This window comes from Spirosoma sordidisoli (assembly GCF_004138325.1).
Lineage (GTDB): Bacteria > Bacteroidota > Bacteroidia > Cytophagales > Spirosomataceae > Spirosoma > Spirosoma sordidisoli.
In genome coordinates this window covers 1,039,765-1,064,528 of the sequence record NZ_SBLB01000001.1, presented here as the reverse complement: position 1 = coordinate 1,064,528, position 24,764 = coordinate 1,039,765, and the positions used below count along the sequence as shown (strand labels likewise).

At 54.9% G+C, this 24,764-nt stretch carries 24 protein-coding genes and 1 pseudogene; 13 read left to right on the top strand and 12 right to left on the bottom strand.

All coding sequences use genetic code 11. From position 1 onward, the window contains the following. Nucleotides 1-57: 57 nt before the first annotated feature. Both EQG79_RS04610 and EQG79_RS04605 read right to left on the bottom strand, forming a co-directional pair. The gene (locus tag EQG79_RS04610; RefSeq protein WP_077919089.1) at nucleotides 58-507 is read right to left on the bottom strand and encodes a DoxX family protein; all 450 of its coding nucleotides are present in this window, start codon (nucleotides 505-507) and stop codon (nucleotides 58-60) included. Nucleotides 508-533: 26 nt separating this feature from the next. Next, complete coding sequence (locus EQG79_RS04605) at nucleotides 534-1,019, bottom strand: YHS domain-containing (seleno)protein (protein ID WP_077919088.1); 486 nt, start codon at nucleotides 1,017-1,019, stop codon at nucleotides 534-536. Between the two features lie 364 nt (nucleotides 1,020-1,383). On the opposite strand from EQG79_RS04605, the gene EQG79_RS04600 reads away from it, so the two are divergent. Together EQG79_RS04600 and EQG79_RS04595 are read left to right on the top strand one after the other, a co-directional pair. Further along, nucleotides 1,384-3,732, top strand: coding sequence for an ATP-binding protein (locus EQG79_RS04600; RefSeq protein WP_240699270.1), 2,349 nt, complete (start codon nucleotides 1,384-1,386; stop codon nucleotides 3,730-3,732). Further along, nucleotides 3,729-5,243, top strand: coding sequence for a sigma-54-dependent transcriptional regulator (locus EQG79_RS04595; protein WP_394343291.1), 1,515 nt, complete (start codon nucleotides 3,729-3,731; stop codon nucleotides 5,241-5,243). The genes EQG79_RS04600 and EQG79_RS04595 overlap by 4 nt, the downstream gene beginning before the upstream one ends. 111 nt (nucleotides 5,244-5,354) lie before the next feature. Here the strand turns inward: EQG79_RS04595 and EQG79_RS04590 are convergent, their stop codons facing one another. Both EQG79_RS04590 and EQG79_RS04585 read right to left on the bottom strand, forming a co-directional pair. Next, nucleotides 5,355-6,362, bottom strand: a complete 1,008-nt coding sequence (locus EQG79_RS04590) for an NmrA family NAD(P)-binding protein (protein ID WP_129600266.1) — start codon at nucleotides 6,360-6,362, stop codon at nucleotides 5,355-5,357. Nucleotides 6,363-6,456: 94 nt separating this feature from the next. After that, complete coding sequence (locus EQG79_RS04585) at nucleotides 6,457-7,041, bottom strand: Crp/Fnr family transcriptional regulator (protein WP_129600263.1); 585 nt, start codon at nucleotides 7,039-7,041, stop codon at nucleotides 6,457-6,459. Nucleotides 7,042-7,245: 204 nt separating this feature from the next. On the opposite strand from EQG79_RS04585, the gene EQG79_RS04580 reads away from it, so the two are divergent. The 10 genes and pseudogenes from EQG79_RS04580 to EQG79_RS04535 all read left to right on the top strand — a co-directional run bounded on the left by EQG79_RS04580 (nucleotide 7,246) and on the right by EQG79_RS04535 (nucleotide 15,132). Beyond that, nucleotides 7,246-8,130 (top strand): AraC family transcriptional regulator, encoded by an 885-nt coding sequence (locus tag EQG79_RS04580; RefSeq protein ID WP_077919083.1) that lies wholly within the window; start codon nucleotides 7,246-7,248, stop codon nucleotides 8,128-8,130. Between the two features lie 63 nt (nucleotides 8,131-8,193). Then, nucleotides 8,194-8,739 carry a YceI family protein gene (locus tag EQG79_RS04575; protein WP_129600260.1) on the top strand — a complete coding sequence of 182 codons (546 nt, stop codon included), beginning with the start codon at nucleotides 8,194-8,196 and terminating at the stop codon, nucleotides 8,737-8,739. Continuing rightward, nucleotides 8,736-9,581 carry an oxidoreductase gene (locus tag EQG79_RS04570; RefSeq protein ID WP_129600256.1) on the top strand — a complete coding sequence of 282 codons (846 nt, stop codon included), beginning with the start codon at nucleotides 8,736-8,738 and terminating at the stop codon, nucleotides 9,579-9,581. Before EQG79_RS04575 ends, EQG79_RS04570 begins: the two co-directional genes overlap by 4 nt. A 159-nt stretch (nucleotides 9,582-9,740) precedes the next feature. After that, nucleotides 9,741-10,463 (top strand): NRDE family protein, encoded by a 723-nt coding sequence (locus EQG79_RS04565; protein WP_129600253.1) that lies wholly within the window; start codon nucleotides 9,741-9,743, stop codon nucleotides 10,461-10,463. Continuing rightward, entirely contained in the window at nucleotides 10,450-11,559 is a 1,110-nt protein-coding gene (locus tag EQG79_RS04560; RefSeq protein WP_129600249.1) for an ATP-grasp domain-containing protein, read from the top strand. The genes EQG79_RS04565 and EQG79_RS04560 overlap by 14 nt, the downstream gene beginning before the upstream one ends. Before the next feature lie 52 nt (nucleotides 11,560-11,611). Then, on the top strand, nucleotides 11,612-12,307 hold the full coding sequence (locus EQG79_RS04555; protein ID WP_129600247.1) for a phosphopantothenoylcysteine decarboxylase domain-containing protein: 696 nt from the start codon (nucleotides 11,612-11,614) through the stop codon (nucleotides 12,305-12,307). A gap of 23 nt (nucleotides 12,308-12,330) precedes the next feature. Next, nucleotides 12,331-12,840, top strand: coding sequence for a peptide-methionine (R)-S-oxide reductase MsrB (gene msrB, locus EQG79_RS04550; protein ID WP_129600245.1), 510 nt, complete (start codon nucleotides 12,331-12,333; stop codon nucleotides 12,838-12,840). Nucleotides 12,841-12,852: 12 nt separating this feature from the next. Beyond that, nucleotides 12,853-13,499 (top strand): annotated as a pseudogene (gene msrA, locus EQG79_RS04545) (peptide-methionine (S)-S-oxide reductase MsrA). Between the two features lie 99 nt (nucleotides 13,500-13,598). Further along, on the top strand, nucleotides 13,599-14,273 hold the full coding sequence (locus tag EQG79_RS04540) for a Crp/Fnr family transcriptional regulator (RefSeq protein WP_077919077.1): 675 nt from the start codon (nucleotides 13,599-13,601) through the stop codon (nucleotides 14,271-14,273). 34 nt (nucleotides 14,274-14,307) lie between these two features. After that, nucleotides 14,308-15,132, top strand: coding sequence for a hypothetical protein (locus EQG79_RS04535; protein ID WP_240699269.1), 825 nt, complete (start codon nucleotides 14,308-14,310; stop codon nucleotides 15,130-15,132). A gap of 364 nt (nucleotides 15,133-15,496) precedes the next feature. Here the strand turns inward: EQG79_RS04535 and EQG79_RS04530 are convergent, their stop codons facing one another. From EQG79_RS04530 to EQG79_RS04510, 5 genes are all read right to left on the bottom strand, one after another. Continuing rightward, nucleotides 15,497-15,925, bottom strand: coding sequence for a hypothetical protein (locus tag EQG79_RS04530; protein WP_129600241.1), 429 nt, complete (start codon nucleotides 15,923-15,925; stop codon nucleotides 15,497-15,499). Nucleotides 15,926-16,153: 228 nt separating this feature from the next. After that, nucleotides 16,154-16,639, bottom strand: a complete 486-nt coding sequence (locus tag EQG79_RS31595; protein ID WP_394343299.1) for a CPBP family intramembrane glutamic endopeptidase — start codon at nucleotides 16,637-16,639, stop codon at nucleotides 16,154-16,156. A 451-nt stretch (nucleotides 16,640-17,090) separates the two neighbouring features. After that, complete coding sequence (locus EQG79_RS04520; RefSeq protein WP_129600237.1) at nucleotides 17,091-17,519, bottom strand: choice-of-anchor X domain-containing protein; 429 nt, start codon at nucleotides 17,517-17,519, stop codon at nucleotides 17,091-17,093. A 185-nt stretch (nucleotides 17,520-17,704) separates the two neighbouring features. Next, a complete protein-coding gene (locus tag EQG79_RS04515; protein ID WP_129600235.1) occupies nucleotides 17,705-18,766 on the bottom strand; it encodes an NAD-dependent epimerase/dehydratase family protein in 1,062 nt (353 codons plus the stop codon). An 84-nt stretch (nucleotides 18,767-18,850) separates the two neighbouring features. Continuing rightward, nucleotides 18,851-20,794: a KUP/HAK/KT family potassium transporter gene (locus EQG79_RS04510; RefSeq protein WP_077919074.1), complete on the bottom strand. Its 1,944-nt coding sequence runs from the start codon at nucleotides 20,792-20,794 to the stop codon at nucleotides 18,851-18,853. Between the two features lie 287 nt (nucleotides 20,795-21,081). On the opposite strand from EQG79_RS04510, the gene EQG79_RS04505 reads away from it, so the two are divergent. Next, nucleotides 21,082-21,714, top strand: coding sequence for a DUF2064 domain-containing protein (locus EQG79_RS04505; protein ID WP_165358834.1), 633 nt, complete (start codon nucleotides 21,082-21,084; stop codon nucleotides 21,712-21,714). Between the two features lie 465 nt (nucleotides 21,715-22,179). On the opposite strand, the gene EQG79_RS04500 is transcribed toward EQG79_RS04505, so the two are convergent. From EQG79_RS04500 to EQG79_RS04495, 3 genes are all read right to left on the bottom strand, one after another. Beyond that, a complete protein-coding gene (locus EQG79_RS04500; protein WP_077919072.1) occupies nucleotides 22,180-23,445 on the bottom strand; it encodes a glycosyltransferase family 4 protein in 1,266 nt (421 codons plus the stop codon). 395 nt (nucleotides 23,446-23,840) lie between these two features. Then, nucleotides 23,841-24,362 (bottom strand): hypothetical protein, encoded by a 522-nt coding sequence (locus EQG79_RS30920; protein WP_077919071.1) that lies wholly within the window; start codon nucleotides 24,360-24,362, stop codon nucleotides 23,841-23,843. Nucleotides 24,363-24,375: 13 nt separating this feature from the next. Then, nucleotides 24,376-24,729 (bottom strand): PadR family transcriptional regulator, encoded by a 354-nt coding sequence (locus tag EQG79_RS04495; protein WP_077919070.1) that lies wholly within the window; start codon nucleotides 24,727-24,729, stop codon nucleotides 24,376-24,378. Nucleotides 24,730-24,764 lie beyond the last annotated feature (35 nt).

Below are 24,764 nucleotides of genomic sequence, written 5' to 3'. Positions count from 1 at the left end.
GGTGAATGAATGAGGTGTTTGTTGATGAGGCACTACGGCTATACCAGGCGGCTGCGTTTACATAAACTGCCTGACGCGGGCTCCCCCGACGGTTTTCTTGCCAGGGGCGTTGCCCAGTAGAGTGAACACGATGGGCACCCACTGCTGACGGGTCAGGAGGAGGATAACGACACAGCTTACGGCCACGACGACCCCCAGAAAGAACAGATACCCGCCGTCGCCCAGAATGTCGATACCCAGCACCGTCAGGTGCGACAGGATAGCGCCCGCCATGACGCCCAGGCCAATACTGGCTCCGATCCAGCTCGTGCGGGGAATCAGGATGAGTAGAGCTGCAACCAGCTCAACAACGCCCGACCCGATGCGGCCCCAGGGCTCGACGCCCAGCTTGGCGAAGATGTACACGGATTCGGCTTGTGCGCCAAACTTGAAATACAGCGTCTGGAGCAGGATGATGGCGGCTAGCAAACGAGCGGCCCAAAGGACATAAAGAGTGATGGTGTTCATGATTGATAAGGGGTTTACGAATTGTGTTAGGACTGGATGAATTTCGACCAGCTGGCGTCGGCTTTCCGGTGCAGCGCTGGCTCGTCTTTGTTCCACTTGGTGAGGGTGTTGTTGATGAAGGTGTGGTAAAACAGGAAAAGCTTACCGTCGGTGATTTTGAAGGTTTCGGGGTCGACCTCAACTTTTTCACCCGCGGCCCCCATGGCGTAGGCGCACCAGCCACCATATTGCGGTTCGTACTGGCCGGGGTTCTCCTGAAACGCCTTCAGGTTGGCGGCTGAAGCGAAGCGGTACGTTACATTTCTGTGCGTGAATGTGTGGGCGGCCGACCCCTTTACGGCCTTGTTCTGGGTGAAGTAAGCCACTGGATCGTAGCCCTGAATGGCGACCCCTTTATCGAGGTTGAAGTGCTTTTTACGAACAGTCGGGTCCGATTGAACCAGGCCCGACCCGGCCTGGCTCGGCTGCATAAAAAAGGCGAAAGCGATGAACAGTATTGAAAGCGTTTTCATGATCTTGTTTTGACGATTGATGGTCGAGTGCTTGGCGCAAACTCCCTGACTCAATTGCCAAATACCGTTCCAGCCGTGCCAGGCCGGCCAAAAACGCGCTCACTGGCCGGAAAACGCCTAAAACGCGCAGAGAGCACGCTTCCTTGCCAGCGGGTAAGTCCCGATATTTCGTAACTTTCACGAAATGACCGGGACTTACCCGCCCGTTATGTGTCAGACCCGTGATGAGTATGGCGCAAAAGGGCCCAATCTGGCTCATATAGCTGTTAATCCCGGCCAGCGGGCCATTCGGACCAGGAATTGCAGGCGTACTTATCGTGTATGAGCCGGTCAACGGCATACCGCAACGACTTTTCACCCGATCATGATGGAAAACGAAACCGCTGTCATCTCCCCCAAGGTGCTTCGACTGTCGCACTTCACCGTCGAAAACGCCCTGGAACCCATTCTTCTTTTCGACCAGCGCGGTCAGGTGAAGCGGGCCAATGCAGCGGTCTGCCGGCAACTGGGCTATGGCCCTGACCAATTCAGCACCCTGCATTTTTGTGCCATTCACCCCGACTACAGCCAGGAGCAATACGCCGACCTATGGCAGCGGCTGAAACAGGCGCAGACACTGACGCTGGAGATGAGCCAGCTCCGGCAGAATGGGACGCTACGACAGGCTGAGATTGGCATGAACTTTATCCAGCTCGACGAACAGGAATACCTGTGCTGTTTCGTGCGCGACGTGACCGAACGCTCGCAGCTGGACGATACGCTCCGCCAAATCTCGGAAGGAACGGCTGCCAACATCGGCATCGACTTTTTTCAGTCGCTGGTGCAGCAACTGACTACCACGCTGAACGTGCAGTTCGCGATGGTGACCGAGTGCACCAACGTCGAAAAGACCCGCGTCCGGACCCTGGCCTTCAGCGTACATAATGCGCTGCACGAAAACGTCGAATACGATCTGGCCGGTACGCCCTGCGACATTGTCATGAAGGGCCGCGATTTGTACTTTCCCACCGATGTAGCCGACAATTTTAGTAAAGGTGTCGGCCTCGAATCGTACCTGGGGGTGCCGATCTACGATAAACTGGGTGAAGTAGTTGGCCACCTGTCGGTGAGTGACACCCGCCCGATGGCCGACCACCACAAGTACATCGGTATTCTGCGGGTACTGGCTGCCCGCTCGGGGGCCGAAATTGCCCGTAAGGTGGCCGAAGAGCGGCTGCTGCGTATTCAGGAGCAGCTCGAAGCCACCGTCATCGAGCGAACCCGCGAACTGGCCGAAGCCAAGGAAGAAGCCGAAGCTGCCAACCGGGCCAAGAGCGATTTCCTGGCAACGATGAGCCACGAACTACGCACCCCCCTCAACGGTATTCTGGGCTATACCCAGCTGTTCAAACGGGATCCGATGATGACCGAAAGCCAGCAGAAAGGCGTAAAAATCATGCACGACTGTGCCGAGAGCCTGCTCTCGCTTATCAACGACGTGTTGGATCTGTCGAAGATCGAAGCCCGCAAGATGGACGTGCTGTCGGAGGTGTTCTACCTGCCCGAGCTGTTGCAGCATATTGCGCAGCAAACGCAGGTTCGGGCCGAACAGAAGGGGCTTCGATTCGAGACGCACCTGTCTGACAACCTGCCGGCATGGGTGGTAGGCGACGAGCGTAAACTCCGGCAGGTGCTGTTGAATCTGCTCGGAAACGCGGTGAAGTTTACGCCAACGGGTACAATTACGTTCCGGGCCGAGTGGAACCCCGACCGGCTGGATCACGCCCGTCCGGAAACACCGTCCCCCACCATCCGCTTCATGATCGAAGACACCGGCGTGGGCATTGCCAACGAACAACTGTCCAGTATTTTTCAGCCGTTTCAGCAAATCCGCGAATCGAACGACTTTGTGGAGGGCACCGGCCTCGGCCTGTCCATCACCGACCAGCTGGTCCGGCTCATGAACGGCGATCTGTACGTATCGAGTCAGGCGGGGCAGGGTACCCAGTTCCGGCTGTCGCTGACCTTGCCCGAGGCCACCGGTGCCCCCGCTTTGGGGCAGAGCACCCAGTCCGATCAGCCGATCATTGGGTACGAAGGGGCGCGCCGAACGATTCTGGTGGCCGACGACGGCTGGGAAAACTGCTCGGTGCTGACCAACCTGCTGTCCCCCTTAGGCTTTACGGTTATCGAAGCCCGCAACGGTCGCGAAGCCGTTGAGCAGGCTATGCTGCACCAACCGGACCTGATGCTGCTGGATCTGGTGATGCCGTATCTGGATGGGTTTGGCGCCCTGAAGCAGATTCGAAGCAATCCGGCTACGAGTCAGGCCACCGTGTTTGCGTTTTCGGCGAAGGTGTTTGAGCAGGATAAGCAACGGAGCCAGCAGGCCGGATTCGATGATTTCGTGCCCAAACCCGTTCAGCTGGATTCGCTGCTGACCAAAATCGGCAGGCATCTCAACCTGACGTGGCAAACCCGGCCCAGCGCGGACCCGGCAGCCGCGCCAAAGGCGGGTGGCGCGCCGACGCAACTGCCCGAACCGACCCAGCTGGAAGCGCTGTATGAACTGGCCCGCCTGGGTGATATTCAGGGGGTATTGACGATGATTGCGGAGGTAGAAAACGCCAACCCGGCCCACCAGCCGTTTGCCGACCAGATCCGACAGGCCGCCAGTGAGTTCGATACGCGCCGGATTAAAAAATACCTTCAAACCTGTTTAGAAACGGTATGAGCGCGCTCATTACGAACCACGCGGCTACGGACGACATGGACAGCATCGGCACCGGCCGCACCATCCTCATCGTAGACGACATGCCTAACAACATCAGCGTGTTGTACGAAACCCTGACCCGGTTCAAGTACAAAGTGCTGGTGGCCCGCGACGGCAAAAGTGCCATCGAGCAGGCGCAGCTGGCCCAGCCCGATCTTATCCTGCTCGACGTGATGATGCCTGGCATGGACGGCTTCGAAACCTGCCGCCGACTCAAACGGGCAGACACCACGCAGGCTATTCCGGTGCTGTTCATGACGGCCCTGGCCGAAACGATCGATAAGGTCAACGGCTTCAACATGGGCGCGGTGGATTATATCACCAAACCCTTTCAGCTGCAGGAGGTACTGGCCCGCATCAACACGCACCTGGCCCTGCGCGGGTTGCAGCGCGAACTGCAGGTTGCCAACGCCCTGCTCGAACAACGCGTTGCCGAACGAACCGAGTCGCTCTCGAAAGCACTGGCCGAAGTCGAGCAGCTGAAGAACAAGCTACAGGCCGAGAATACGTACCTGCGCGAAGAAATCAAGCAGACCAGCAACTTCGAGGAAATCGTTAGTCAGAGCAAAGCCTTCGGGAAGGTGCTCCGGCAGGTCGAGCAGGTTGCCCCCACCACAACGTCGGTCCTGATTCTGGGCGAATCGGGTACGGGCAAGGAGCTACTGGCGCGGGCCGTGCACAACCGGAGCAGCCGCCGGAACAAAACGCTGGTGAAAATCAACTGCGCTGCCCTGCCCGCCACCCTGATCGAGAGTGAACTCTTTGGCCACGAGAAAGGCGCGTTCACCGGGGCCACCGCCCAGAAAATCGGTCGCTTCGAACTGGCCGACGGGGGAACGATTTTCCTGGACGAGATCGGAGAAATGCCGATCGATTTGCAGGCTAAACTGCTGCGGGTGTTGCAGGAAGGTGAACTGGAGCGGGTGGGGGGCACAAAAACCCTCAAAGTCAACGTGCGGGTCATTGCCGCCACCAACCGTGATCTGGACAAAGAAATCAGCGACGGACGCTTTCGGGAAGATTTATACTACCGGCTCAACGTATTCCCTATCCAAAGCCTGCCCCTGCGCGAGCGTAAAGAAGATATTCCGCTGCTGGTCCGCCACTTCTGCACCAAACACGGCCCCGGTATTGGTCGCCAGATCGACGTTATTCCACCAGACGTGATCGATACCCTGATGGAGTACCACTGGCCGGGCAACATCCGCGAGCTGGAAAACGTCGTCGAACGCTCACTGATCATCTCGTCGGGCCGGAAACTGGAACTCGGCGACTGGCTCCGGCGGAAACAGTCGGTTCCCAAACCCACCGGACTCATAACCATGGAAGAAGCCGAGCGCAACCATATCCTGGCCGTGCTGGAGCACACCCGCTGGAAAGTCAGCGGCAAAAACGGAGCCGCCGAAATCCTGGGGATGATACCAACCACGCTGGACTCGCGCATGAAAAAACTGGGTATCCAGCGGCCGTAGACAGTGGCCCCCGGTCGTTTACGCCAGGATTTCGACGTGGCGGCCGACAGGACAAAGTTGCCAACCAAAAGCAACCAGAGGATGGTTGAGGGGCATGCGGTGGTGCTGCGCTCAGGGTTGGTTCAACGCGGCAAGCTGCCGTTTGGTGGGCAGGGTTGTAAAGGGCATTGTCATAAACTTCGTGACGGCCGAGAGCCAGCGGGAGAAACTGCGTTGTCGGTAGGGCGACTGCTCGATGAACCGGCGGGCAATGGTCTCAAAATCTTCGGGTTCGCGGCCGGTCAGTTCCTTAACGACGGTGGTTGGCCCGCCCACATCGAATCGGTTTAGTCGGAACTGCCGGTTGTAACAATTAGCCTGAACAATGCTGAACGCGTCATAGCCGAATTCCTCTCCGGTCATGAAGCCGGCTTTCAGAAACAGCTGGTCGGGCAGGGGCAGGAGTCTGACTTTCCGGCCACGGATTCTGGAAAAAACAGCCGCCATCTGCTCCGCCGAAACCGACTCCGGACCCGTCGGGTGTATTTTCAGGCCGACGTAGGGGGCCGGATTCCTGAGCAAAGCCGCAGCTGCCGCCCCCAGATCCCGACTCGAAACCCAGGGACATTTCCCGGCCCCGTACGGCGAAGGCATAATACCCAGCTGAATAATAAATTCGAGAAACGGGATAACCACCTCCGCAAAGTATCCCGGATTGAAATAGATGACAGGCAGACCGGAGTCTTCGAGCAGCTGGTAAGCCGTTTTAATGTCGTTGGTGAGCCGGCTTTCCTGATCGGCAAATTCGGCCAGCCACTGTCCCATAAAGACAACGGCCTCCAGTTGGGCTTCCCTGGCTGCCCGGATAAACAGGGCTACGTTCTGCGGCATACCAGGCATGATCGGGTAACAGTAGTACACCCGCCTGACGCCTTTTAGCGCCTTCGCCAGCGACTCGTACTGGCTAAACGCACCGATGGCCACCTCGGCCCCGCGTTTTTCCAGTTCCAGCGCCCGTTTGTTGCGGGATCGGACAAAGATCCGGACGGGATATCCGTCGTTCAGCAACTGAAGGGTGGTTTCGTAACCCGTTTTTCCCGTCGCTGACGTTATCAATACTGGCTCATTCCTTTGTATCATAATCGTGTCTGTTTACGATACAAAGGACGCGGGCTAAGGCTGGGCGCAGCTTCGCAAATGAAAAGAACGTACTTGCCAAATGGCAAGAAATGGGTCAGCCCTTTTTGGCGTATTCGCGCCGGATTCGGCTCAGCGATGTGTCGGTAATGCCGAGGTACGAAGCAATGTGCTTCAACTGGGCGTATTGAAAGACCTCCCGGTTGGTGCGGATGAGATCGGCATAGCGTTCCTCGGCGCTTTGGTTAATCAGGGCCAGCGTGCGTTGTTTGAAGGCCGCAAATTCCCGGGCCAGCATCGCCCGCCCAAACTCCCGAAATTCGGGCATGGTATGGAATAGCTGGTTTAACTTGTCGAAGGTCAGCACAAAGCCCCGGCAGTCGGTCAGGGCCTGAATGTTTTCGTCGGAAATCCGACGCATAAAAAACGATGACACCTCGAACACGACCCGGTTTTTAACGTAAAATCCGGTGGTCACTTCCCTGCCGTCGGTATCGAGGGTAAAGGCCCGCATAACGCCATCGGTCAGGAACAGATAGTCATTGCTGACTTTACCCGCCCGGACGAAGTACTCATTTTTGGCAAACACATTATCGTCAAACTGGTTGGCTATGCGTTCGACCGTTGCCCGGGAGATGGGCAGGATTTGCTCAATAAACAGGATTAGTGGTTCTTTATCCATCGGTTGACAACCAGCAGCCTGGGAGCGTTAGCCAACAACAGATCGACTCCCAAACCGGTGAAACGCTAAGTTAACCGACCGAACCGCAGAAAACACAGACCGGCTACACAAGACGCTTCTCAACCGGAGGCAGAGACGGCCTGACCCGCGCGCCAGCCACGCTGAACCCGCGCCTGAAAAAACTAGGCACCCAGCCACCGTACTATGCAAACTACTTTCCCACTCTATTCCATTGGTCACTTTATCAACCAGCCCGAGAACCGGACTGAGTTCGAGATTCTGCGGTTTGAGCAGATGGAGGAGCCCGACGTTGATGATCCGCACAAACACACGTTCTACGAAGTTATCTGGATTGATTCGGGAAAAAGTCGTCAGACCATCGACTACACCGATTATGAATTAAGCCCGCAATCGCTGTTTTTCATCTCACCGGGGCAGCTCCATTTTTTTGAAGAGTGGGAGCCGCTCACGGGCGGAAGTATCCTGTTCACCGAGAGTTTTTTTCTGCTCAATCATCAGGATAAGGATAAGCTGTTCGAGCTGAGTTTTCTGGATAACTTCTATGCCAATCCACTGCTGAAGCCGAGCGCCGGAAACTTTGCCGACATCCGGCATACCATTGACCTGCTTTGCCGGGAACAGAGCCGAAACGACCGGTCAACCGCCATCGGGCAGTCGCTGCTGCACGTGTTGCTCGCCCAGATTCAGCGGTGCGTCGACGGCCAGACAGAACAGGCATCGTCCCGGAAATACGTGATTCTGTACAAGAACCTAAAGAACCTGCTCGATCAGCACTTCGCCCAGAATTGGCCGGTTAGTTTCTACGCCGACCAGCTGAATATTACGCAACACCACCTCAACGTGGTTTGTAAACAGGTAACCGGAAAAACGGCCAGCGACGTTGTCCGGTCGAGAAGTATGCTGGAGGCCCGGCGCCTGCTTACCTTCTCCGACCTGACCATTACGGAAGTAGCCACGCAGCTCAACTTTCTCGACTCGTCTTATTTCGCCCGCGTTTTCAAGAGCGAAACGGGGCTGTCACCTGCTGCCTTCAAACAGACAATGTCCGAAAAGTACCGGGTAAAGTAAGTCCCGTTCTAACCCCGTCGGGTAGGGGCAGGATACCTTTGTGTCCGTCAAATAACTACCATAATGACACAACAGGAACAACGCACAAAATGGGTTTTTGAACCCGCACACTGCAAAATTGGCTTCTCCGTTACCCACTTCGGCATCACCGAAACCGAAGGCCATTTTACCCGGTATGATGGAACCGTTGCGGCCGAATCCGACGACTTTTCGGATGCCACCGTGACGATGCACGTTGATGTAAGCAGCGTTGATACGCTGGACAGGCAGCGGGATGACCACCTGCGCTCGGCCGACTTCTTCCACGCCGAAAAACATCCGCAAATGACCTTCGTCAGCACCGGTATGCGCGTCGTGGAGAAAAATCGGTACAAAATGGCTGGCGACCTAACGCTGCTGGGCATCACACGACCCGTTGAACTGGATGTTCAGTTCATGGGCATCGTACTGAAAGATCCGTTTGGCAACACCAAAGCGGGGCTTAAAGTAACGGGCGCTATCAACCGCAAGGATTGGGGCATGACCTGGAACAATATCATGGATTTTGGCGGTCTGGCTGTTGGAGAGACGGTCAGAATTAGCTGTCAAATCGAGTTGCTGAAGCAGTGAAGACAAGCGATCAACTCAAAATCTGGTTCATCACGGGCGTATCCAGTGGCTTAGGGCAGGCCCTGGCCGAAGCGGTGATGAACAGCGGAGACGTTGTGATCGGTACGTTCCGTCAGCAGGCCCAGGCCGATGCATTCAGCGCAGCAAACGCGGGTAAAGGAATCGGGATGCTGCTGGATGTAACCCAGCCGATGCAGCGGGAAGCGGTTGTACGCATGGTTCTGACGCAATTCGGCCGCGTTGATGTGCTGGTCAATAATGCGGGATTCGGGTTTGCAGGTGCCGTGGAGGAAGCGTCAGACGAGGAAATTCGCGACGTGTTCGAAACCAACTTCTTCGGAACAATCGCCCTGACACAGCTGCTGCTGCCCCAGTTTCGGCAACAACGCAGCGGGCACATCATTCAAATGTCGTCGCACGGGGGTTTTAAAGCGTTTGCGGGCTTTGGTATTTACAACGCCAGTAAGTTTGCGCTGGAGGGACTCAGCGAAGCCCTGGCCGGCGAGCTGGCTCCCCTGGGTATTCGATTGACGATTGTTGAGCCGGGCCCCTTCCGAACCAACTTTGCCGGTACCGCCTTCCGGGAAGCCGTGCGTCAACTTGCCGATTATCAGCCAACGGCGGGCCTCTTTCGTAACCGGATGAAACAGGGGAACGGCCAGCAGGAAGGAGACCCAGAGAAGGCGGCCGAAGCCATTATCCACATCGCCCGGATAGATAACCCACCGCTGCGGTTACCACTGGGCCGCATCGCCATCCAGACCATCAGCACCAAACTGGACAGTGTTCAGGCTGATCTAAACCGCTGGCGCGAGGTTGCCGAGAATGCCATTCTGCCGTAGCCTGTTACGGCCTGCCGGAAATCTCACGAAATATCGTAACCGGCCTGGCTGGTCTATGCAAAATCACGAAGCCCAAACAACTGTAAACCAGTTGTTTGGGCTTCGTGCAAAGGCTGGTACGTTGCTTGACTATAAAACAGGTAATCAAGCAGCCCGATTATGTGTACCGCCACCTATGTACCCCTTACCACCAACGGCTTTATCCTGACTCACAGCCGGGACGAGAAAGCGATTCGGCCGACCGCGCGCCCACCCAAAGCGTTTTCGATTGGCGACCAGGCCGTAATCTTCCCGCAGGACCCGCAGAGCCAGGGTACCTGGATTGCCAGCTCAGCCCGAACCACCGTTTGCCTACTCAACGGTGCCTTCGTGCCGCACCAGGTGCAACCGGCCTATAAACAGAGCCGGGGGCTGGTTATTCCGCACTTCTTCACTTATCCGTCCATCAACGCGTTCTCGGCCGCCTACGACTTCGGCCACATCGAACCGTTTACCCTGCTGGTTGCCGAAGCAGAGCGTCTGACCGAACTCCGCTGGACTGGACAGCGGCTGTTCACGCACGAAAAAGACCCCAACCGCGCCCACATCTGGTCGTCGGTGACCCTCTACACGCCCGACATGATCAAGAAGCGCGAAGGCTGGTTTGGAGACTGGCTACCGCAACACCCCAACCCGACGGTTGATGACATCCGGCATTTTCACCAGTCGGCCGGTGATGGTGATGCCGAAACCAGTATCCGTATGAATCGGCAGCATGCGTTGCTGACCATCAGCCTGACGAGCATCGTGCAGCAGGACGGGGACGCCGAGTTTATCTACGAAGATTTTACGCAGTCTACGTTCAGCCAGCAAACCATCCGACCCGCTTATGCAATCGCTTAGTTCACTCGACCAACGCCCCGGGGTGTCTGCCTCGCTCGGGCAACCGTTGCGGGCCCGGTTAGCCCGGCTGCGGCTTGCTACCCCGTTTTTTATCCGCCTGCGGTCGTGGGAGTACTGGCCGTTTGCGGTGGTGTATTTCCCGGTATTCATCTACCACATCTGGCTGTCGATCAGGGCCCGGTCGCTATTTTTCTTCTCGGCTGCCAACCCATCCATCGAAACGGGTGGGCTGCTGGGTGAGTCGAAGGCCGGTATTCTGGACCGCATCAGCGCCGAATTCAAGCCGAAGACGCTGTTCGTTTCGGCCTCCACCCAGCTCGATACCGTTTTTGCGCAGATGGCCGATCAGGGCCTGACCTACCCCTTAATTGCCAAACCCAACGTGGGCGAACGCGGCTGGCGGGTCGAGACGATCGGGGACTGGGAGAGCCTGGTCAACTACAGCCAGAGCAGCCCCGGCGATTTTCTGATTCAGGAATATGTCGACGAACCACTCGAACTGGGCGTGTTTTACTACCGGTTTCCCGGGCAGCTACAGGGAGTAATTTCGTCGATTGTTCAGAAAGAATTCCTGACCATTCGGGGGAACGGACGCGACTGCATCGAAGCCCTCATCCGACAAAACGAGCGGGCCATTCTGCAGCTACCCGCCCTGACGGCCCGCTACGGTAACCGGTTCCATGAGATACCGGCCCCGGGCGAACTGATGACGCTGGTGTCTATCGGCAACCACAGCAAAGGAACCAAATTTCTGGATGCCAACCACCTCATCACGCCTGAGCTAACCCGCGTATTCGATCGCATCAGCCAGCCCATTGAGGGGTTCTATTATGGCCGATACGATCTGCGCTGCCGGACTGTGGCTGATCTGTACGCCGGTCGGCACATCCGGATTCTCGAGCTGAACGGGGCCGGTGCCGAACCCGCACACATCTACCAGCCCGGCTTCTCGCTGTGGGAGGCCTACCGGGTGCTGTTTCACCACTGGCGTGTGCTGTATGACATCAGCCGCGAAAACCACCAGCGGGGTGTCGCCTATATGACCCTTTGCGAAGCCGTCGGCATCTGGAAACGGACTCAGCACGATAAACAATAAGCGCCTGGTCTCACGGGCCTGGCGCCATCAAACACGCATAACCAACAAACGAATGGACTCTTTATTTGCACCCATCAACACAAGCCTGACCGGCCTGAACGTCCTGCTCACGGCCGGACCCACCCAGGAAGACATCGATCCGGTCCGGTACATCAGCAATCATTCGACGGGCAAAATGGGGTACGCCCTCGCCGACGTGCTGGCCGAACGCGGGGCCAGCGTAACGCTCGTGAGCGGTCCTACCCACCTGACCGTTGCGTATCCAACCATCCAGGTGGTGCACGTTCGCTCGGCGGCCCAGATGTACGCAGCCTGTCTGGACCACTTCCCAACGGCCGCCATCACGGTACTGGCTGCGGCCGTGGCCGACTACACGCCTAAGGTAGTAGCCGACCGAAAAATCAAGAAGAAAGAGCCGGACTTTAGCCTGGAGCTTGTCAGGACCGCCGACATTGCGGCCAGCCTCGGCGCCCGGAAGCGCGACGATCAATGTACGGTTGGTTTTGCGCTGGAAACCGACAACGAACTGGCTAACGCCCGGGCCAAACTGGTTCGTAAAAACCTCGACCTGATTGTCCTCAACTCGCTCAAAGATGCCGGAGCTGCCTTTGGCCACGACACCAATCAGGTAACCCTCATTCATCGCAATGGCGCGATCCACCGCTTCGGGCTGAAGTCCAAGCGAGCCGTGGCGCACGACATTGCCGATCAGGTAAGCGCGCTGCTACCCGTCTCGGTATTGTATTAATTCCATGAACAAACCCATACATCATGCATCGACAACTCATATCGAAACGCTTAGCCGTACTGCTCCTGATCGGTTTTGTCGGGCTGCTGGCATCCGCTTTTGGGCCGGTAGCCTATAGCGTCTACGATGGTAAACCGCCCCGGCGGTACGAAAAGACCGAGGCTGAGTGGCAGAAGGTACTGACGCCCGCTCAGTTCGCCGTCATGCGCAACCGCGGAACCGAACGCGCCTTTACGAGCGCGCTGGCCAGTAACCATGCGCATGGCGTATATCGCTGCGCGGGTTGCCACGAGCCGCTCTTTAGCTCCGACACCAAATTTGAGTCAGGAACCGGCTGGCCCAGTTTCTACAAACCGATCAGTAAATCCATCGTGAAAGACGTAAGTGACACCAGCTACGGCATGGTTCGGACCGAAGTGCAATGCGCCGTGTGCGATGCTCACCTGGGGCATGTTTTTGACGACGGTCCGGCGCCCACCGGTCTGCGGTATTGCATAAACGGGGTGGCGCTGGAATTTGTCAAAAAACCATGAACGGCTTATACCATGCGACTTAGACAATTAATTATACTGGGGTTTTGGCTCGTGAGTCAACCGGGCTGGGCCCAGGAGCCGGACACAGCACCGGCGGGTTTGCCCAGGCTTAAACCCGGCGAAGCCGTCGCCACGTTTGCGGGTGGCTGCTTCTGGGCGCAGGAAGAAGGCTTCGAGCAGCTGCGGGGTGTTCGAGAGGTAGTGTCGGGCTATTCGGGCGGTCACGTAGCCAATCCGACCTATCAGCAGGTGAGTACCGACCAGACGGGTCATGCCGAATCGGTGCAGGTGTACTACAATCCCGACCTCATAAGCTACCACGATTTGCTGGACGCATTTTTTGCGGGCCACGACCGACAACGACGCTTAACCGCCAGGGGCCCGATGTGGGGCGGGATTACCGGTCAGTGGCGTTTTATCGCACTCCCGCCGAGAAGCAGGAGATTCTGGCGGCCATTCAGCGGGTCAATGCGGCTCAGCACTACGCTGGCCCGGTCGTAACGGAGGTTGTCCCCTTCGCCGTGTTTTACCCCGCCGAGCGGTATCATCAGAATTACTGCAAACGGCATCCTGACCAGCCCTATATTCAGCGCGTATCGATGCCCAAAGTCGAGAAGCTCCGCCACGCCATGCACGGCAAACTGAAACGGGAAGGGTAAGCCCTGCCGTTTGAACCGATTACTAAACCAGATGCAGCTGTATGTCTTGCCGGTACGTGTCTGGCAGGCAACCAGCTCAGCTGTTAACCGATCTTCATTATGACTTTTGAAGCAAAATACTGGTACTTACACAATCATCAGCTTTTCGATGAATTGTCACGTAATCACCTGAATGAACTGACCTACCTCAGCCACTTTCGTACCGGTCGTAAAGGCGACGTGATTACCCTTCCGCAGGAAGAAAAACGTATTTTCACCATTAAAGTGGGCATCCTGAAGCTGGTTGAGCTGGACAATGACGGAGACGAACAACTGATTGAGATTCTGCGGCCGGGCGATCTGTTCGGTCAGTTTACCCTGACCCCCCACGCCAGCAATCAGTACGCCGTAGTGCTGTCCGATTATGTTACGTTCTGTAGCTTTCTGGTGTCTGATTTTGAACAGATCATGCGGCAGAACCCGGCGCTCGGCATCCGGTATACCAAACTGATTGGCCTGCGTTTTCGGCAGCTTCAGAATCGGTACGCCAACCTGATGTTCAAGGATGTGCGGACGCGGCTGCGGTTGTTTCTGAAAGAGTGGGCCGACAAAGACGCCAAGCCGGGCCAGCCAAATGTGCTTACCAATTACCTTTCGCACAAGGATATATCCCGGATGATTTGCAGCAACCGGCAAACCGTTACCGAGCTTTTCAACGAGTTTCGGCTGGCGGGCATGCTGGAATACGACCGTAGCCAGATCCGGATTACCGACCCGGCTTTGCTCAATGTGTAACGGCCAGCGCGCCACTGCCCCAATGGTCGTACCAATGAATGCGGTAAACCAGGCGGACCAGACCCTGCACAGCCTCGCCCAGCTCCTGGCGCTGACGGCTATGCAGTGGTTGCCGTCCCGACCCGACGACAGCCAGACGAACCTGTGCTGGAACAGCGACCGGCACCGGCTCGAAGGCCGGCCCTTTACCCACAACGGGCACCAGCTACGGCTGGTCATTGACATGAACACGTTTACGTTGCAGTTCATCGACGAACGGGAACATATCTCGGCAACCTTCTCGCCCGAAAACCGAACCCCGGCCGACGCCCTGATTTGGTGGACGAGTCAGATGCAGGCCTGGGGTATGGCTGGCGGTAACCCGCTCAACTACCAGCTGGATCAGCCGCCCGTTGCCGCACAGGCCGTTTACAAACGCCCCGCTGAGTTGCTGACCTGGGCGCATTGGCGAACAACCGCCAACGCAGCGTTAAAGACCCTGAACGAATGGAGCGGTCGGGAGAGCGACATTCGGATTTGGCCGCACCACTTCGACACGGGTGTGTACTACGCCCAAACCGACCCCGACGGACGCGAAAAAGCAGCCATCTGGGCCGGCTACGCCATCGCCGATTCGGTGTGCAGCGAACCTTATTTTTACCTGTCGGGCTACCAGCGTGGGCAAGCCGTCGGGTTCGGGGCCGCACCGGCGCTTTCGGCAGGCCAGTGGCGCGTCGGGCCGGACTGGCAGGGGGCGCTGTTGCCTATTTCAGAGGCCGCCGATACCGCCCATATCGCGTTGTTTTTTCAGGAGAGCTACAGCTGGCTTGCAGAAACAGGACTGCCAGACTGGATCAACAGCGTCGAGGACAGGAGGTAATTGATTGTTACATGAGTCATCCCGAAGTTTGAGTGATGACTTGGTAGGTAGTGAGCAGAGCAGCCAAGGCGGCTCGTGGCCGATAAAGCGGTGTCAGTGCAGACTGGCACCGCTTTCCGGTTCGATGGCACCAACTTCGCATCAAAACCAGGCGGTAAGAGTGTTGGTTGGTTATCAGCAAGGACAGTAAAAAGGCATACACCAACGCTACCATCATCATCAGCTTGAGCCGGTTAGCCCAGAACCATAGCCGGGGTGACTGAAGAGCCAACTCACTCTTGGAAAAGCGCCAGCAGGCCTTAATCTGCCACCGACGCGCGTAGGCCAGCACAACCGACCACAGCACATCCGCCTGATCACAGGCCTAATTGGTCAGCAGATACCAGGGCTTCCTGCCTTTACCCAGCCGGCAGACAACCAGCCACAGCGCTTCATCAGGATAATCCGGATGATTCACGGCCAGCGCCAGGGCCGCTCCTGTCCGCCACTGCTGGTGATGGGTATCCCACACCCGGCGACGCACTTGGGCGGTCCGGCGCCGGGCGATCTGCCAGGCCGCTCGCCGACCCTTGTCATCGACCAACTGATACCGTGTAGGCCAGCGTAGGACAGAGCCCACCCGTTGGGTGAGTAGCTCCCCCAGCCAGCGTTTACCGGCATAAACCTGGTCGAAGACAGGCCAGAGTTGCCCGCCAAAGGCGCTGACCGCTTGGCTTAACAAGGTCGACCGTACTCTTAAGCGGTCTTGCGCGTACTCAACCCAGGTGGTATACCAGCGAAAGAAGGCAACCATAGGGTGGCTCTTCAAGCCCGCCAGTAATAGCCCCATCCACTCGAAGCCAGGTACATGGATAGGGCCTCCGCCTGGTGGATTAAAAAAGCCCGGTTTGATGCGCTTGAGCTGTTTAGCTTTGCCGTTTTGCTGTCGCCGGAGCGATTACGGCCCATTGAGAGTCGGTCAGTGGCTTCCACCCTTTGGTCATGGCTCTGTAGTTTGTCGACCACAAAATTGACACGATTATCAAACTTTCTCAATTTTTAAACATGCTCTTAGGTTTTTATTTAATATAAAAAGGAAGGCAAAGGAGGTGAGTATGTATGTAATAGGTGCTTGTTTAAGGAATTCAAAATTAGATAAATAATTATCACAGTATATGTATGTTCTAAACAAATAGTCTTTTTTTGGTAAATTACAATCTCCATATACCCAGTGCATGGAGATAAATAAATTCCATATCCAGTGAAAAGCAAAACTATATACGAAACTATTATATTTGATGAATATGGTGCCAACAACTACAGAAAATAGAAAGACGTCGACAAATGTCCAAAGCCCTTCAGTAAAGGATTGTATGCCGATTAGATGACTTGTACTAAATACTAACGAACTTACAATAATAGAATTAAGCCTATAAGAATAACTCATAAGTTTTTTTTGTAGAAAACCCCTGTAAATTATTTCTTCCAGTAAGGAGCCTCTTAAACCTAAAACTATGCTTCGAACCATAAATATGAAAAAATCTATAACATTCATTTCTTGGTTGATTGATATGGATTTTTGGATGCATAAAACCCACATAACAAATATATTAAACAAGAAAAAGCCAGTAGCTATTGCTGATACGTTAATACATTTGTTAATATTTACTATACTTATTTGTTGATATATATTATTAGTATATTTTTTGTTATATAAGAACAAGATAATTACTGCAAAAAATACCTCCACAAATGTTCTAGCTAATAACTCTAAATATACAGACCCTATATTGTCTCTTGTTAGCAAAGAGATAACTATTCCACTAATAGCTGTTGATGAAAAATGCAAAAATAGTGTAATTAGAGCTAACCTACATACACTGAGCAATTGTATTAAGGTATCCATGAACGCAGTATTTTACAAATACCATTGATGTCAATGCTAGCATTAAGCATTGACATCAATGGTATTATAATTTCTACCAGGAAAATTCAGAACTGCAACCGCAGCCGCCAATACAGACGTAGGCGTGGTCACCAAAAATGGAGCCTTTTGAACAAGTTTGACCACAGCATTTCTGTCCGTTAAATACAAGGCAGAAATCGGAACACTTTATGGTCAGTTTTGGCCAACTGTATCTTGCTTTTGATTGAAGCTCCTTACTAGCGTATAGGTACTGAAAGGTTGGCTCCTCGGCACTAACTGCCTTTGTCTCGACTGAAGTGTAGATGCCATCACCAGCTACTTCATCATTGTCAGTTCCATCATCCTTCATGGGTGTGTCAAGAAAAACAATGTAACGACTGGGCTTCAAGTCTTTTTGACCATTTTTTGCTACAAGCTTCAACATTAGTAATTTTTGTAGCTTACTTTCAGAAACCTGACTCCAAAGAGACTCAACTGTCATTTTACAATCTGCTAAAAGTAGTCTGTCAATATAGCCAATTTATGTATACATTATACGGCTTTATAATTATATAATTCATTAATAAGGGGGATAAGCTATTGACACACATGTGTATAAATGAAAAATGACCCGATTTGCTAGGTCATTTTTACGAAAAGAGAATAAGGTGTTGAAAAATATACGTATTACTTCAATATCGGCTCCAGTGCATCCTTGTTACTATCTAACCAGTCGTGGATGTCGGTGACAATCTCGCGGATACCTAATTCGGGCTTCCAGCCGGTCAGGTTCGTTACTTTGGTGTTGTCGGTGATGTAAAGCCGGATGTCGGCGGCCCGGTTTTCGGTTACGGCGTTGATGGGAATGGTTTTGCCCGTTACTTCCTGACAAATCGCTGTCAGCTCCTGCAGGGAAGCCGAGCTTTCGTTGCTGCCGCCGGCGTTCAGTATTTCGCCGTTGACGGCGTCGAGGTTGTGCAGCTCCCAGTCCACCAGTCGGTAGAGATCGGCGATATGGAGCATGTCGCGGGTTTGTTTGCCGGTGCCACCGTACCCTATATACGCCAGCTGCTGTTCGAAGTAATGTTTGGCAATCCAGAGCACCATGACGCCCTGATCGACCTTGCCCATCTGCCACGGACCGGTAATGACGCCACAGCGGTTAATAACGGTTTTCAGCCCGTAAAACTCGTTGTACTCCTGAATGAGCAGTTCCGAAGCTAGCTTGGTTGTTCCGTAGAGCGAGCGCGCCCCGTCGAGCGGGAAATTCTCGGCGATCCCTTTCGACGAAACGCCCGGAACCGGCTGATCGTCGGTCAGCACGAAGCGGGTTTCGGCTTCGGCAAAGTTTAAGGTTTCGATCGTTTTGATCGGGTATACGCGGCTTGTTGACAGAAAAATGAAACTGGCTTTATGCTTGAGCGCGTAGTTGAGGCAATTGACCGTACCGAACAGGTTGGTATTGATGAGGTAATCGGGTGTACCGTCGAGGCCGGCCAGTACACTCGGCTCGGCCGATGCTTCAATGACCGCATCAACAGCAGGCAGGGCGTCGAAGTCCTCTTTGTTGCGAATGTCGCCGTGTAAAAACTCGATACCAGCCGCTTTCAACCGCGCCAGACTCAGCTCGGAGCCGCGTCGTTTGAGGTTGTCGAGGGCAAAAATCTGGTAGTTGGGGTAGTTCTTTTTTAGCGAGATGGCGATCGAGGAGCCAACGAAACCGGCCCCGCCGGTGATGAGAAGTTTCATAAAATTGACTAAAATGACCGGGTGGAAGGGCAAACGAGCGGTTCGTACGGGGCTCGTTTGCCCTTCCACCCGGTCGTTCTGTAGTTAGGATGCAATGCGTTTGAGTTTCACGTTTTCGACCGGGCGAATAACGAGGGGGACTTTTTCGACCTTGACCGAGCTGCTGTCCAGACCAAACCAGCGGTCTTCGGGCGTGGTGAAGCCCTTGATGGTAAAGTAAATGTTCATGATCAGCCGTTCGCGGGCGGGCAGCTCATTTTCGAACGACAGAAATTTCTCGAGAACAACGAACCGGAAATCGCCGATTACGTTCTGCCGGCTGAGCGATTCGTAGCGGCTGGTGATGTCCACTTCCTTATTCTTCACCATGTCTTCGATTACCTTCCTGAAGAACAGATTGATCCGCTGCTCGACCCGGAACCCCAGTTTGAAGGTGATTTTATAGGCGTCGTCGGGAGCGATCGTGTTTACCTTGTACTCCATCGTATATGGATCATCCGTCGTATCAACATGCACAAACCAGTAGATATCGGCCCGTTTTGGTCGCTTCTGAAAGATCGAATAAATGATTTTCGATTCGATCTCCGACTGACGGGCCGCGTTGCTCATGAATACCAGATGGGTCGCATATTTGGGAATGCTGATGTCGCGGCTCAGCTCCTTGATGGCCTGAATGTACTGGTCGATACGAACGTACTCCGTCAGGCGAAGTTTGATCTGGAACGCCTGTAGCCAGATGTACATCACGCTGGCGATCGAAGCGCCGATGAATACCGATACCCAGCCTCCGTGCGGGAATTTGATCAGGTTGGCAATCAGGAACGACCCTTCAATACCCAGATAAACCGTTAAAAAAAGTACTACTCCCCACGCCTGGTATTTGTGCGTATACAGATAGTAGGTCATCAGCAGGGTTGTCATCAGCATGGTCAGCGTGATGGCCAGCCCGTAGGCGGCTTCCATATTGCTCGACTCCCGGAAATACAGAACGACCCCCACGCAACCCGCCCAGAGCAATAAATTGACACTGGGTACGTACAGCTGCCCTTTCTGAACGCTGGGGTAACGCAGCCGTACCTTGGGCCAGAAGTTGAGCCGGATGGCTTCGCTAATCAGCGTAAACGACCCACTAATCAGCGCCTGACTGGCAATAACAGTGGCCATCGTGGCAATGCCAATGCCAATTGTCAGGAACCAGCCGGGCATCACCTGGTAAAAGGGAATGCGTTCGGAGAGCTTCTGCCCTTCGATGCTCAGCAGCCAGGCTCCCTGACCGAAGTAGTTCAGGAGAAGGGCCGTTTTGACGAACACCCAGCTCACCCGGATGTTGGAGCGGCCGCAGTGGCCCATGTCCGAATAGAGCGCTTCGGCACCGGTAGTACAGAGGAACACCGATCCCAGCAGCCAGAATCCGTCCGGGTATTGAGTTAGCAGCCACCAGGCGTAGTAGGGGTTAAGGGCAATCAGAATCCCCGGAGCCTGTACCAGCTGAGCAATACCCAGCACGGCCAGCATCGAAAACCAGATCAGCATGATCGGACCGAAAGTCGTACCGACCACACTGGTGCCGAAGGCCTGAATCAGGAATAGTATTGTCAGAATCGCAATGACGATCGGAATGGTTTCTATGTTGGGGTAGAGCTGCCGCAGGCCTTCGATGGCAGAAGACACGGAGATAGGCGGGGTAATGATCCCATCGGCGAGCAGGGCCGATCCGCCAATGATAGCCGGTAAGGTAAGCCAGCGGGCATGCCGACGAACCAGGGCGTACAGCGCAAAGATGCCACCCTCACCCCGGTTGTCGGCCCTCAGGATCAGGATCACATACTTGACGGTGGTTTGCAGGGTAAGTGTCCAGAAAATACAGGATAAAGCGCCGTATATAACATCAGCCCGGATAACATTATCGGCGCCGATAATAGCCCGAAGCGTATACAGGGGCGAGGTGCCGATGTCGCCGTAAATGATACCCATCGCCACCAGTAGACCGGCGGCCGTTACGGTGTCTGAATGCTTCTTATCTTCCATAAAACAGGCTTACGCCTTTCGTTACAAGAACGGAATAAAACGGGGCAAAGATAGCCGATGTTTAGTTTGATTGACGTCAGGCCGAACTGAAAGTTACCCGCCGAGGAAGGCGAATAAACTACCGTTGCCTAGGTTTGTCGGGCAGATGATATAATTTACAGATTTACATCGTTGATTTGTGGCCTTTATTTGTTCACATGCCTGTTTTTCCGTTGTCAACAGCCGTTTTATTGTTCTCGCGCCCGGCGTGCTGGACGGCTGCTGGCAAGAAGCTGGCCGGAAGCCGTATGGCTCGCAACCAGCGGCTGTGGGAGCGTATGACGGAACTGACCGGGGCCAAGATACAGGCGGCCGGTCTGGTGTGCGTTCGATCGGGTACCCTGCTTACCGCAGCCGACTACACCCGTCCGTTCGGAGAGCAGCTTCAGCTGGCTATGTCAAGAACCCTGGCCAGGGGCTATAACCAGCTTATCATTGTGGGTGACGACTGCCCCGATCTGCGGGTAAGTGATCTGCTGACGGCTGCCACGCGGCTACAGCAGGGGCAATTGCCGATTGGGTACGACCGTCGCGGAGGTATTTACCTGCTGGGTGTTGATCAGCGGTTTCTGAACCCGGACTCATCCGAAGGCTTCAGTGCGCTGCCGTGGCAGAACGAAGGGCTGGCGTCGGCGCTGACCCATTTTCTGACCGACCGCTTCGGCCCCGTAGCCGAATTGGCAGCCGTCTGGCGGGACTGGAATGAACGGACCGATGTTCATGTTGGGCAATGGCTGTCCGGCTCATTCGCCTATTTAGCGGGTCCAATCTGGTCGTTGCTCATATCAATCCGAACCCATTATTTTTTGCCGACCCGGTACGTAATCACAGGCCGTCTTGTACAAGGCGCTCTCCGGGCTCCACCGGGTTTTGGGCGCTGACACCTCATCACGCATCCCGATACTACCTGATAAGAAGCAGGCTGTGCGTCAGCTGCTACCCCTGTCTTTCTTGGGCCATGCCAACTGAAACATTTGGTGCCTCCCTGATATTATATCATTATACACCCTACAGAATGAGATGAATCAAAGATGGGTGGGGTGCGCAAGCCGGGTTTGCGGCATAGGCAGACCGGAACCTCAGCGCCTAAGAAAATTATAAGGTCGTACCGATGACTCTGAACGCACGAACTCGTCTGATAAGACCCGACTGAAACGGTCTTGGTAAATCAGCTGTTAAATCGAGGGAGCAAAGTCGGAATTGCTTTAGTCTACTGAAATCGAAGAGATAGTTTTTAACGTAGGTATAGCTTAGTGCCAATCATGCCTACCAGGATTTGTTTAATTAGGTGTGTTTAGCAGACGGCCCGCTCATTGAGTGGGCCGTCTCTTTTATAAGCGGGTAAATTAGCTTGCTATCCGCCGGTACAGGGCTACATGCTCGGCTACGAATCGGCTCCACGAAAACAGGCGAGCCCGCTGCAGGCCCTGCTGAGCCAGATCGGCGCGGAGGGTATCCGAACTGACCAGCTTCACCATAGCCTGGCATAAATCATCGGTATCGGTGGGGGAGACGTACAGGGCAGCCTCGCCAACTACCTCCCGAATGGCGGGTATGCGGGAGGTGATAACCGGCAAACCGCATTGCATCGCTTCCAGCGGAGGCAGTCCAAACCCTTCATACAGCGACGGGTAAACAAACCCCGTTGCCCCCGAATACAGGGAGGCCAGCTCGGCATCAGGAACGAACCCGGTCACGACGATCCGGGATTGCAGCGCCTGGTGACTGGCCAGTTCGTTCAGAATCTGATCCAGTTTCCAGCCCCTGGCGCCAACGAGTACCAGTTTGACCTCGGCCGGTAGATCACCACTTTGTGCTGTTGTTACAAAAGCCCGAATCAGCCGATCCAGGTTTTTTCGGGGCTCGAACGTGGCCAGGCTAAGCAGGTAAGGGGCATCGCCCAACTGATAGCGCTGGCGAACGCGTTGCCGGGCGTCAGGATCCGTGACGGGGTAAAACAGGGCCGGAGAGGCCGCCAGATGAATGGGAGTTACCCGCGCCGGGTCTGTTCCGGTATGCTGGCAAAAGTCATTACGGGTTGCTTCCGATATAGTGACAATATGGGTTCGGGGGTTCAGCCGGGCCAGCATACTCCGCACACTGTTATCGCCAGCGGGAAACCATTCGGGATGAAAAATCGGAATCAGGTCATGGATCGTCTGGACGCTCTGTACTGCCCGGCTTTGCGCAATGGCTTCCGGAATTTCGTAGAAAGGGCTGTGATAGATGCGGCCCTGCCAGGACCGGGTGTCGAATCGGGCAGTATGGGAGCCGGTACGTTTCCGAAGCTTGTACGCGCCCGCCCGAATAGCTTTGCTGGGTACACTGCCAACAGGAAACGGGCTCAGTACCCCGTTCTCTAGCCTGGCTACCGTTCGTTCGGCCGGGCGATTCACGAAGGCGGGGGCTGATGGGCCAAAATGCGCCCGGGCGTAGCGCATTGCTTCGGGCAGATGGGTAGGAGCCGCCAGGGAAAGCTGGATGTCGTCGGTCTGCCACAGACCATCAAGCAGTTGTTCGGCTACGCGACTTACGCCCGTCTTGGCCTGTCTGTGATAAAAGCCAATGCCCAGCATGCTGACGTCCAGAATAACGTTCAGGTTAGAATTCATGAGGCTGTATAAAAACAAATCGGGTATATGAATCGGCGGCAGGTAGTCCGGAGCGTTGAAACCACGACGACCAACTCCGGTTGGCTGACTGTCGAAAATGACTGGGTGAGACCATCAGATGGCTGGTAGGATTGGTGACCTGTCAATAAGCCTGGTCAGTAGAAAAAAGTTGGCTAGTGGGCAAAAAACTCGTAACCGGTAGGTTGATCTGCTCCGTTTAAGCCGGTAATAAACCAAAATTACGGCAGGTAGGCAACCCAAAACCGGCAATCGGCAACGCCAAAAAGCCTGACCCATGAGGGGGCAGGCTTTTTGGCGGGTGGTAAACGGCTGGCTACCAGCCAAGAGAGGAAGACATCGATGCCCGATTGAACGAACGGGCGTTTAGCTGTTGATTACCCAAGCTGAATGCGCTGGCGTTCGTTTTCCAGGTACCAGCTTAAACTGGCCAGGGTAACCGCAACGAGGCCACCGAGCCAGAGCGCCCCCCAGATGCTGAAATAGGAAAACGAACCCCGACCGATCATGTGCATCAGCCCGATCAGCATCATAAACAGGCCCAGCGTCAGACCAAAGGCATTGCGCAGCGCCGTGGGGTAGGCCTGCCGGAGGTAATAGGCTCCGTAGGCCTTGTTGCGGAACTGGAAGAGGATGTCGTCCTTGCTGGCTGACTCAAGTTGCAGACCGCTCAGGCTTAGTTCCCGCTGGTAGGTCTGGCGCAGGGTCTGAACCGCATTGACGTCGGCTTCCATCAGTGCTTTGTCCATGGCCGACTCGAACGGCAAACCAAGCCAGATGTAGTATTCGACTTCGCAGGCGAGATGGTCGAGTAGTTCAGAGAGCAGGTCGGTATCCGTGCCGGAGCGGACCAGGTGGTCGTAGAGCCGGGCAACCTGTTGTGGGTTTAGCTTTTCCATAACCGAGATTCGTTTATAAGTTGTTAAGGGCCAGTTTAGGCGAAGGAAGGAGTAAGCGCATCAAGGAAACAAATCGTTCGAACTCAGAAACTTTTTGCTGGGCCGCCTGGGTACCGCTGGGCGTGAGCGAATAATACTTGCGCAGCCGGCCTTCTACTTCCACCGATTCGGTGATGAGCAGCCCCTCCTGCTCCAGCTTGTGCAGAACGGGGTAAAGCGCGCCAAAGGTGAGCACGAGCTGCCCCCGCGTACGCTCTTTCACGGCCTGCGTTATTTCATAGCCGTACATGCGTTCCTGGTTCGTTAGCAGCGTCAGCACGATTGTCTTGAGCGTTCCGCGCAGAAATTCACTCTGGGTTGGTTCCATATAAACTCATGAAGCACGGTTAGTAATAAGCGAAT

Excerpts from the sequence above, each read along its gene's own strand:
- EQG79_RS04580 (WP_077919083.1), top strand. The coding sequence starts at position 7,246 with ATGCAAACTACTTTCCCACTCTATTCCATTGGTCACTTTATCAACCAG.
- msrB (WP_129600245.1), top strand. The coding sequence starts at position 12,331 with ATGCATCGACAACTCATATCGAAACGCTTAGCCGTACTGCTCCTGATC.
- EQG79_RS04560 (WP_129600249.1), top strand. The coding sequence starts at position 10,450 with ATGCAATCGCTTAGTTCACTCGACCAACGCCCCGGGGTGTCTGCCTCG.
- EQG79_RS04520 (WP_129600237.1), bottom strand. The coding sequence starts at position 17,519 with ATGACAGTTGAGTCTCTTTGGAGTCAGGTTTCTGAAAGTAAGCTACAA.
- EQG79_RS04575 (WP_129600260.1), top strand. The coding sequence starts at position 8,194 with ATGACACAACAGGAACAACGCACAAAATGGGTTTTTGAACCCGCACAC.
- EQG79_RS04600 (WP_240699270.1), top strand. The coding sequence starts at position 1,384 with ATGATGGAAAACGAAACCGCTGTCATCTCCCCCAAGGTGCTTCGACTG.
- EQG79_RS30920 (WP_077919071.1), bottom strand. The coding sequence starts at position 24,362 with ATGGAAAAGCTAAACCCACAACAGGTTGCCCGGCTCTACGACCACCTG.
- EQG79_RS04535 (WP_240699269.1), top strand. The coding sequence starts at position 14,308 with ATGAATGCGGTAAACCAGGCGGACCAGACCCTGCACAGCCTCGCCCAG.
- EQG79_RS04500 (WP_077919072.1), bottom strand. The coding sequence starts at position 23,445 with ATGAATTCTAACCTGAACGTTATTCTGGACGTCAGCATGCTGGGCATT.
- EQG79_RS04595 (WP_394343291.1), top strand. The coding sequence starts at position 3,729 with ATGAGCGCGCTCATTACGAACCACGCGGCTACGGACGACATGGACAGC.
- EQG79_RS04540 (WP_077919077.1), top strand. The coding sequence starts at position 13,599 with ATGACTTTTGAAGCAAAATACTGGTACTTACACAATCATCAGCTTTTC.
- EQG79_RS04555 (WP_129600247.1), top strand. The coding sequence starts at position 11,612 with ATGGACTCTTTATTTGCACCCATCAACACAAGCCTGACCGGCCTGAAC.
- EQG79_RS04515 (WP_129600235.1), bottom strand. The coding sequence starts at position 18,766 with ATGAAACTTCTCATCACCGGCGGGGCCGGTTTCGTTGGCTCCTCGATC.
- EQG79_RS04605 (WP_077919088.1), bottom strand. The coding sequence starts at position 1,019 with ATGAAAACGCTTTCAATACTGTTCATCGCTTTCGCCTTTTTTATGCAG.
- EQG79_RS31595 (WP_394343299.1), bottom strand. The coding sequence starts at position 16,639 with ATGGTTCGAAGCATAGTTTTAGGTTTAAGAGGCTCCTTACTGGAAGAA.
- EQG79_RS04585 (WP_129600263.1), bottom strand. The coding sequence starts at position 7,041 with ATGGATAAAGAACCACTAATCCTGTTTATTGAGCAAATCCTGCCCATC.
- EQG79_RS04530 (WP_129600241.1), bottom strand. The coding sequence starts at position 15,925 with ATGGTTGCCTTCTTTCGCTGGTATACCACCTGGGTTGAGTACGCGCAA.
- EQG79_RS04610 (WP_077919089.1), bottom strand. The coding sequence starts at position 507 with ATGAACACCATCACTCTTTATGTCCTTTGGGCCGCTCGTTTGCTAGCC.
- EQG79_RS04505 (WP_165358834.1), top strand. The coding sequence starts at position 21,082 with ATGGCTCGCAACCAGCGGCTGTGGGAGCGTATGACGGAACTGACCGGG.
- EQG79_RS04590 (WP_129600266.1), bottom strand. The coding sequence starts at position 6,362 with ATGATACAAAGGAATGAGCCAGTATTGATAACGTCAGCGACGGGAAAA.
- EQG79_RS04565 (WP_129600253.1), top strand. The coding sequence starts at position 9,741 with ATGTGTACCGCCACCTATGTACCCCTTACCACCAACGGCTTTATCCTG.
- EQG79_RS04495 (WP_077919070.1), bottom strand. The coding sequence starts at position 24,729 with ATGGAACCAACCCAGAGTGAATTTCTGCGCGGAACGCTCAAGACAATC.
- EQG79_RS04510 (WP_077919074.1), bottom strand. The coding sequence starts at position 20,794 with ATGGAAGATAAGAAGCATTCAGACACCGTAACGGCCGCCGGTCTACTG.